Here is a 6,635-nt window from a genome sequence, read left to right as displayed (position 1 = left end):
CCCGGCGTCTGCCCCGCGCCCGGACGCGCCCGGACCGGCCCCGCGCGGCGCCTCCGCACGGCGGCGAGGAGCCGCGCCCGGGCACGACGCGCGCGGGTCACGGCCGGCGCGCGGAGAGGAAGGCTTGCAGCAAGGCTGCCGTCTCCCGCGGGCGCTCGACCTGCACGTAGTGCCCCGGCCCGGGCAAGTAGGCAAAACGAGCGCCGCGGACCTTCGCGACGATCTCGCCGCGCAGCGCCGCGGGCGGGAGGAAGGGATCGTCGGTGCCGACGACGAGGAGCGGGGCCTTGATCGAGCCGAGCGCGTCGGCAAACCCGCCCGTGCGCCAGACGTCGAACGAGAGCCGCACGGCCTCGGGCAGGGTGCGCGCGCCGTCGTCGAGCAGCCGCTCGAGCGAGGCGGGCGTGAGCTCCTTGCAGGCCATGCCGAGGATCATGCGCTGCGCGTCGCGGTTGCCGCCGGCGCTCGAGAAGAGGCCGATCGCCTCCGGGGGCAGCGGCGCGCCGCTCGCGGGCACGGGGCAGAGCAGGACGGCGCCGTTCACGCGGTCCGAGTGGTAGGCCGCGAGCCACTGGGCGATCTGGCCGCCCATGCTGTGGCCGACGACGGTGAACGACTTGATCCCCTCGGCGTCGGCGATCGTCAGGATATCGTCGGCATAACGCTGGATCGAGTAGCCCGCCTCGGGTTTGTCGGACTGGCCCGCGCCGCGCAGGTCCGGCACGATCACGCGCAGGCCGTCCTTGTCGAGGTGCTCGAGCAGGTCGTCGTGGACCGCGCCCGAGACCATCCACCCGTGGACGAGGAACACCACCTCGGGGCCGTCCCCGAAGCTGCGGTAAGCAATCTTGATTCCGTCGTTCGCCTGCGTGACGTGCATGGGTCTGTCCTCCTGCCGAGGACACACCTTATGCACCCCTCCCCCGCGACTCAAGCACGAATACGCGTACCTTGGCGAAGAGCCCCACCATGCGCATCCGCCCGCGCCCGCGTCAAAACACCCGATTCAGCCCGTTCAGGGCCGCGACGCGGTACGCCTCCGCCATCGTCGGATAATTGAACGTCGTGTTCACGAAATACAGGAGGGTGTTGGCCTTGCCCTCCTGCGACATGATCGCCTGGCCGATGTGGATGATCTCGCTCGCGTTGTCCCCGAAGCAATGCACGCCGAGCAGCTCCAGGGTCTCGCGGTGGAACAGGATCTTGAGCATCCCCACGGTGCGTCCGGTGATCTGCGCGCGCGCCAGCGACTTGAACTGCGCGTGGCCGACCTCGTACGGGATCCCCGCCTTCGTCAATTCGCGCTCGGTCCTTCCCACCGACGAGATCTCGGGCGAGGTATAAATGCCCGTCGGAATGTCCTCCACGAGCTTCGTCTCGAGCCGCCCTTCGACGAGGTGCGTCGCGGCAAATCGGCCCTGATCGTACGCGGCGCTCGCGAGCGAGGGGAAACCCACCACGTCACCGACCGCGTAAATGTGGGGCACGGACGTCTGGTAGGCCTCGTTCACCTTGAGGTTTCCGCGCGAATCGATGGCGATGCCGAGCTCTTCGAGCCCCATGCCATTCGAATTGCCCGTGCGACCGTTCGCCCAGAGCAGCACGTCCGCCTTGATCTTCTTGCCGCTCTTCAGGTGCAGGACCACACCGTCGTCCTGGCCCTCGACCCGCTCGTAATCTTCGTTATGCCGGATCAAGCAACCCATGTCGCGCAGGTGATACGCGAGGGCGTCGACGATCTCGTCGTCGAGGAACGAGAGCAGCTTGTCGCGGGTATTGATGAGGTTCAGCTTCACGCCGAGCATGCGGAACATGCTGCCCCACTCGCAACCGATGACGCCCGCGCCATACACGATCATCGACTGCGGCATCTCCTCCATCCTGAGGATCGTGTCGGAGTCGTAGACGCGCGGATGGTTGAAATCGACGTCCGGCGGGTGATACGGCCGCGAGCCGGCGGCGACGATGAACGCTTTCGCGGTGAGGACGTCGATCGCGCCCTTCGGCTGCCCGACCTCCACCGTGTGCGCATCGAGGAACCGGGCGCGGCCCTCGACGACCTCGACCTTGTTCCGCTCGTAGAACGTCTGCCGCATGTCGGTCTGGCGCGCGATCACGCTGGCCGCCGTGCGGGTGAGGTCGCCGAACGAGGGCTGCGCGTCGGGGCTCGCCCGGAAACCCGGGACGTGGCGCATCTCCACGAAGCGCTGGATCGCATGGCGAAGCGCCTTCGAGGGGATCGTGGCCGTGTGCGTGCAGGCGCCCCCGACCTCGTGGCGCATGTCCACCACGCAGACGCTCCGGCCCTCCTTGGCGCACTTCATGGCCGCGCCTTCCCCGCCGGGGCCGCTGCCGATCACGATGACGTCGAATGCTCGCGAGCTCATCGGCGGGCACTGTACGTCGGGCCGGCAAAACTCGCAACGAAGCGGCCACGCGCCGCGCGTGATCAGAGCGCGACCACGGGATCACAAGCGAGGCCGAGGAGCTCGCCCCGCACCTCGCCGACGAGATAAATCGACCCCGCCACGACGATCAGGTCGGAAGGCCCCGCCATTGCAAGGGCCCGCGTGATCGCCTCCCGCGGCTCGGGCACGGGCAGGCCGGAAAAACGCGCCGCGAGCTCGGTCACCTGCGCCGGCGCCCGGCCCTTCGGCTCGGCATACACGCGCCGATCGGCGAGCGGGCCGAGTACGTCGAGCATGCCCGTCCACGCCTTGTCCGCGAGCGCCCCGAAGACGAGCACCACCCGGTCGGGCGAAAAACCGAGGGAACGCACGTGCTCGGCGAGCGCGGCCGCGCCGTGCGGATTGTGCGCGCAATCGAGGAGGACGGCCTTTCCGTCCTTCTCGATGCGTTCGAGTCGTCCGGGCCATCGTGCCGCGGCGAGGCCGCGGGAGATCAGCCCCGGCAGCGCCTTGAAGGTCGGCATCGAGGTGGTCGCTACGAGCGCCGCCGCCACGGCCGCATTCGCGATTTGATGCGCGCCCGCGAGCCCGAGGTGTGTCTCGACGCACAGGCCCGGCAGCTCGATCCGCGCGCGCCCATCCGGAAGCGCCCGCGCCTCGAAGACGGTGACGTCTCCCGCATGCGACGCCCCCTCGCCCGGCCGCCCGACCCGCAAGATCGGCCGCGCGCCCACGTCCCGCGCGACCTCGAGCGCCGCCGCGAGCGCCTCGTCGTCGAGCGGCCCGAGCACGACCGGCACGTCCCGCCGGAACAGGCCCGCCTTGTCCCGCGCGATCGCCGCGTGCGTGTCGCCGAGCAGCGCCGTGTGGTCGAGCGCCACCGACGTGATCGCCGTCCCGAGCGGCCGCTCGAGCACGTTCGTCGCGTCGAGCCGCGCCCCGATCCCCACCTCGATCACGCCGACCTCGATGTCCGCCGCGTCGAACGCGACGAACGCGGCGAGCGTCATCGCCTCGAAGAACGTGGCGTCGGGCGCGACCGCGAGCACCCGGCAGAGCGCGTCCGCGAGGTCGTCGTCGGCGAGGGGATCGCCGTTCACCCGGATTCGCTCGGTGAAACGGCAGAGGTGCGGCGAGGTGTAGAGCCCGGTCCGGAAGCCCGCTTCCCGCGCGATCGACTCCAGCATCGCGCTCGTCGAGCCCTTTCCGTTCGTCCCGGTGACGTGGAAAAACGGCCGCTTCTTCTCGGGATTTCCGAGCGCCGCGAGAGCCGCGTGCATGCGATCGAGCCCGAGCGACATGCCCCGGCGGCTCGCGCGCCGCATGAGCTCGTCGACGAGGGGGATCAGGCGTGGAGCTGTCATCCGATCAGCGTGGGGTCCGAGCGGCGCGGCCGTCCTGCAGGTGATCGAGGAGCTGGCCGATCGTCTGCTTCATCGAGAGGCGCGGGACGATCGCGTCGATCATGCCGTGCTCCAGCAAGAACTCCGCCCGCTGGAAGCCGGCCGGCAAGGTCTGCCGGATCGTGGTCTCGATGACGCGCGGCCCGGCGAAGCCGATGAGGGCCTTCGGCTCGGCGATGTTGACGTCGCCGAGGAACGCGAAGCTCGCAGCCACGCCGCCCGTCGTCGGGTGCAGGAGCACCGAGAGGAAGGGCAGGCGGCGCTGCCGGAAGCGCTCGAGCGCCGCCACGCTCTTCGCCATCTGCATGAGCGAGAGGATGCCCTCCTGCATGCGCGCGCCGCCCGAGGCCGAAAGCAGCACGACGGGCAGTTCTTCCTCGGCGGCGCGCTCGAAGAGGCGCGTGATCTTCTCGCCGACGACCGAGCCCATGCTGCCGCCCATGAACGCGAAGACGAACGCGCCGTACCCGATCGGCCGGCCGCCGAGGCTCGCCTTGCCGATCTCGATCGCCTCACGCGCGCTGGTCTTCTTCTGCGCGGCGGAGACGCGGTCCTTGTAGCTCCGGCCGTCGCTGAAGCGCAGCGGGTCGTCGGGCACGAGGTGCTCGTCCCACGCTTCGAGCGCGCTCTCGTCGCAGAGCAGCGCCCGCCAGCCGCTCGCGGAGAGCTTGTGGTGATGTCCGCAGCGCGGACAGACCTCGAAATTCGCGGCGAGATCGTCGGCCGTGACGGTCTCGCCGCAGCCCTCGCAGCGGCGGAACACGCCCGCGCCGATCGAACGTTTTTCCCCGGCGCTGGGCGGTGTTTTGTCTGGCCAGCTCATAGAGGTCTACGCCTGGATGCCGCCGAGCTCGATCTCCTTCACGTCGTGCGGCACCTTCAGCGCAGGCTCCGTCTTCTCCTGCACCTCGCGCGCCGAGACGCCCGGCGCGAGCTCGCGCAGGACGAGGCCGTCGGGCGTCACGTCGATGACCGCGAGGTCCGTGATGATCCGGTGCACCACGCCCCGGCCCGTGAGCGGCAGGCCGCACTCGCGCAGGATCTTGGGCGTCCCGTTCTTCGCCGCGTGGTCCATGATCACGACGACGCGCTTGGCCGAGACGACGAGGTCCATCGCGCCGCCCATGCCCTTCACCATCTTGCCCGGGATCATCCAGTTCGCGAGGTCGCCCTTCTCGGAGACCTCCATCGCGCCGAGGATCGCGAGGTCGATGTGGCCGCCGCGGATCATGGCGAAGCTCTCGGCGCTCGAGAACGTGGCGGAGCCGGGCATCATCGTGACCGTCTCCTTGCCCGCGTTGATGAGGTCCGCGTCCTCTTTGCCGGCCTCCGGATAGGGGCCGATGCCGAGCAGGCCATTTTCGCTCTGGAGCACGACGTCCATCCCTTTCGGGATGAAGTTCGCGACCAGGGTCGGCATGCCAATGCCGAGGTTCACGTAGAAGCCGTCACGGAGCTCCAAAGCCGCGCGGCGTGCGATCTGCTCTCGCGAAAGGCTCATCTTACTGCCTCGCTCCCTCGGGCTTCTGGACGGTCCTGCGCTCGATGCGCTTTTCGTACTTCGCGCCCTGAACGACGCGGTGCACGTAGAGCCCCGGCGTGTGGATCGTGTCCGGATCGAGCTCGCCGACCTCCACGAGCTCCTCGACCTCGGCGATCGTCACCTTCGCCGCCGTGGCCATCATCGGGTTGAAGTTCATCGCCGTCTTGCGGTAGACGAGGTTGCCATACCGATCGCCCTTCCAGGCCTTCACGATCGCGAAGTCGCCCTGGATCGCCGGCTCGAGCACGTAATCCCGACCATTGAAGGCACGGATCTCCTTCTTCTCGGAGTACTTCTTCACCGTGCCGTCGGGGTTGTAGAGGACCGGCAGGCCGCCTTCGCTGATGGCGGTGTGCGCGCCGGTCGGGGTGTAGAACGCCGGAATGCCCGCGCCGCCGGCCCGGATGCGCTCGGCGAGCGTGCCTTGCGGCGTGAGCTCCACCTCGAGCTCACCCGAGAGGTACTGGCGCTCGAACTCCTTGTTTTCGCCGACGTAGGACGAAATCATCTTCCGGATTTGCTTGTTCCGGAGGAGCACGCCGAGACCAAAATCGTCGACGCCGCAGTTGTTCGAGACGACGACGAGGTCCTTCGTGCCGAGCTCGCGCAGCGCGGCGATGCAGTTCTCGGGGATCCCGCAGAGGCCGAAGCCGCCCGCGAGGATCGTCGCGCCGTCGGGGATGTCCCGGCACGCGTCGAGGGCGCTCTGGTAGACCTTGTTCATACGGCCGGGAGCACTACCAGAGCCGCGCCCGGGTGGCCAGGGGGGATGCGCCGTTCGCGGGTGGTGACGGGGCAACGCGCGCTCCTGTACGTTCGGTCCGTCCGGAAAGAACGAAAGACCCAAGGAGACACCGATGCCCGCACCCAGCCCGAAGAAGCGGCAGCGCGCACGCCCGCTCGCAGTACGATGACCCGCAGGACGCCGCGGCCATGGCTGCCGTGGTTTCGGTGCTCGGGCAGCGAGACCCCGAGGCCGACGGCGCGTCGGGGCATGCGCTCCTGGGCGCGGGGCACGACGGAACGGTGAACGTCGTCGCCCTTCGCTTCTGCGAGACGAGTCGAGGCGCGGCGGGGCGATTTCCGAAACTTGGCCCTGCCCTTCGCCGAAGGTTATCCCCGGGCCGTGCGTAGCCCCTTCCGCTCCCTCGCCGCCGCGCTCGCGATTGCGCTTTGCGGCACGCCCACGACGCCCGCCGAAGCCGCGCCGCCCGCGCCCGCCGCCCCCCAGGCCGCACGCGCCGCCGCGCCCAAGCCCCAGGGGCCCTCGCGCCGCGCCCG

The 6,635-nt window shown here is 69.5% G+C and carries 6 protein-coding genes; all 6 read right to left on the bottom strand.

Annotation, left to right across the window (positions count from 1 at the left end; translation table 11 throughout):
• Positions 1–97: 97 nt before the first annotated feature.
• Positions 98–880 carry an alpha/beta fold hydrolase gene (locus tag QHF83_RS52595; protein WP_282425750.1) on the bottom strand — a complete coding sequence of 261 codons (783 nt, stop codon included), beginning with the start codon at positions 878–880 and terminating at the stop codon, positions 98–100.
• A 112-nt stretch (positions 881–992) separates the two neighbouring features.
• The gene (sthA, locus tag QHF83_RS52590; RefSeq protein WP_282425749.1) at positions 993–2,387 is read right to left on the bottom strand and encodes a Si-specific NAD(P)(+) transhydrogenase; all 1,395 of its coding nucleotides are present in this window, start codon (positions 2,385–2,387) and stop codon (positions 993–995) included.
• 62 nt (positions 2,388–2,449) lie between these two features.
• A complete protein-coding gene (locus QHF83_RS52585; RefSeq protein WP_282425748.1) occupies positions 2,450–3,772 on the bottom strand; it encodes a Mur ligase family protein in 1,323 nt (440 codons plus the stop codon).
• 4 nt (positions 3,773–3,776) lie between these two features.
• Entirely contained in the window at positions 3,777–4,634 is an 858-nt protein-coding gene (gene accD, locus QHF83_RS52580) for an acetyl-CoA carboxylase, carboxyltransferase subunit beta (protein WP_282425747.1), read from the bottom strand.
• A 6-nt stretch (positions 4,635–4,640) separates the two neighbouring features.
• Positions 4,641–5,312, bottom strand: coding sequence for a CoA transferase subunit B (locus QHF83_RS52575; protein WP_282425746.1), 672 nt, complete (start codon positions 5,310–5,312; stop codon positions 4,641–4,643).
• Between the two features lies 1 nt (position 5,313).
• Entirely contained in the window at positions 5,314–6,078 is a 765-nt protein-coding gene (locus QHF83_RS52570; protein WP_282425745.1) for a CoA transferase subunit A, read from the bottom strand.
• Positions 6,079–6,635: the final 557 nt, after the last annotated feature.

The sequence above is a fragment of the Polyangium sp. 15x6 genome (assembly GCF_029960785.1).
Classification (GTDB): Bacteria; Myxococcota_A; Polyangia; order Polyangiales; family Polyangiaceae; genus Polyangium.
The sequence above is the reverse complement of the archived record's forward strand: the minus strand, read 5'-3'. Positions and strand labels throughout refer to the sequence as shown.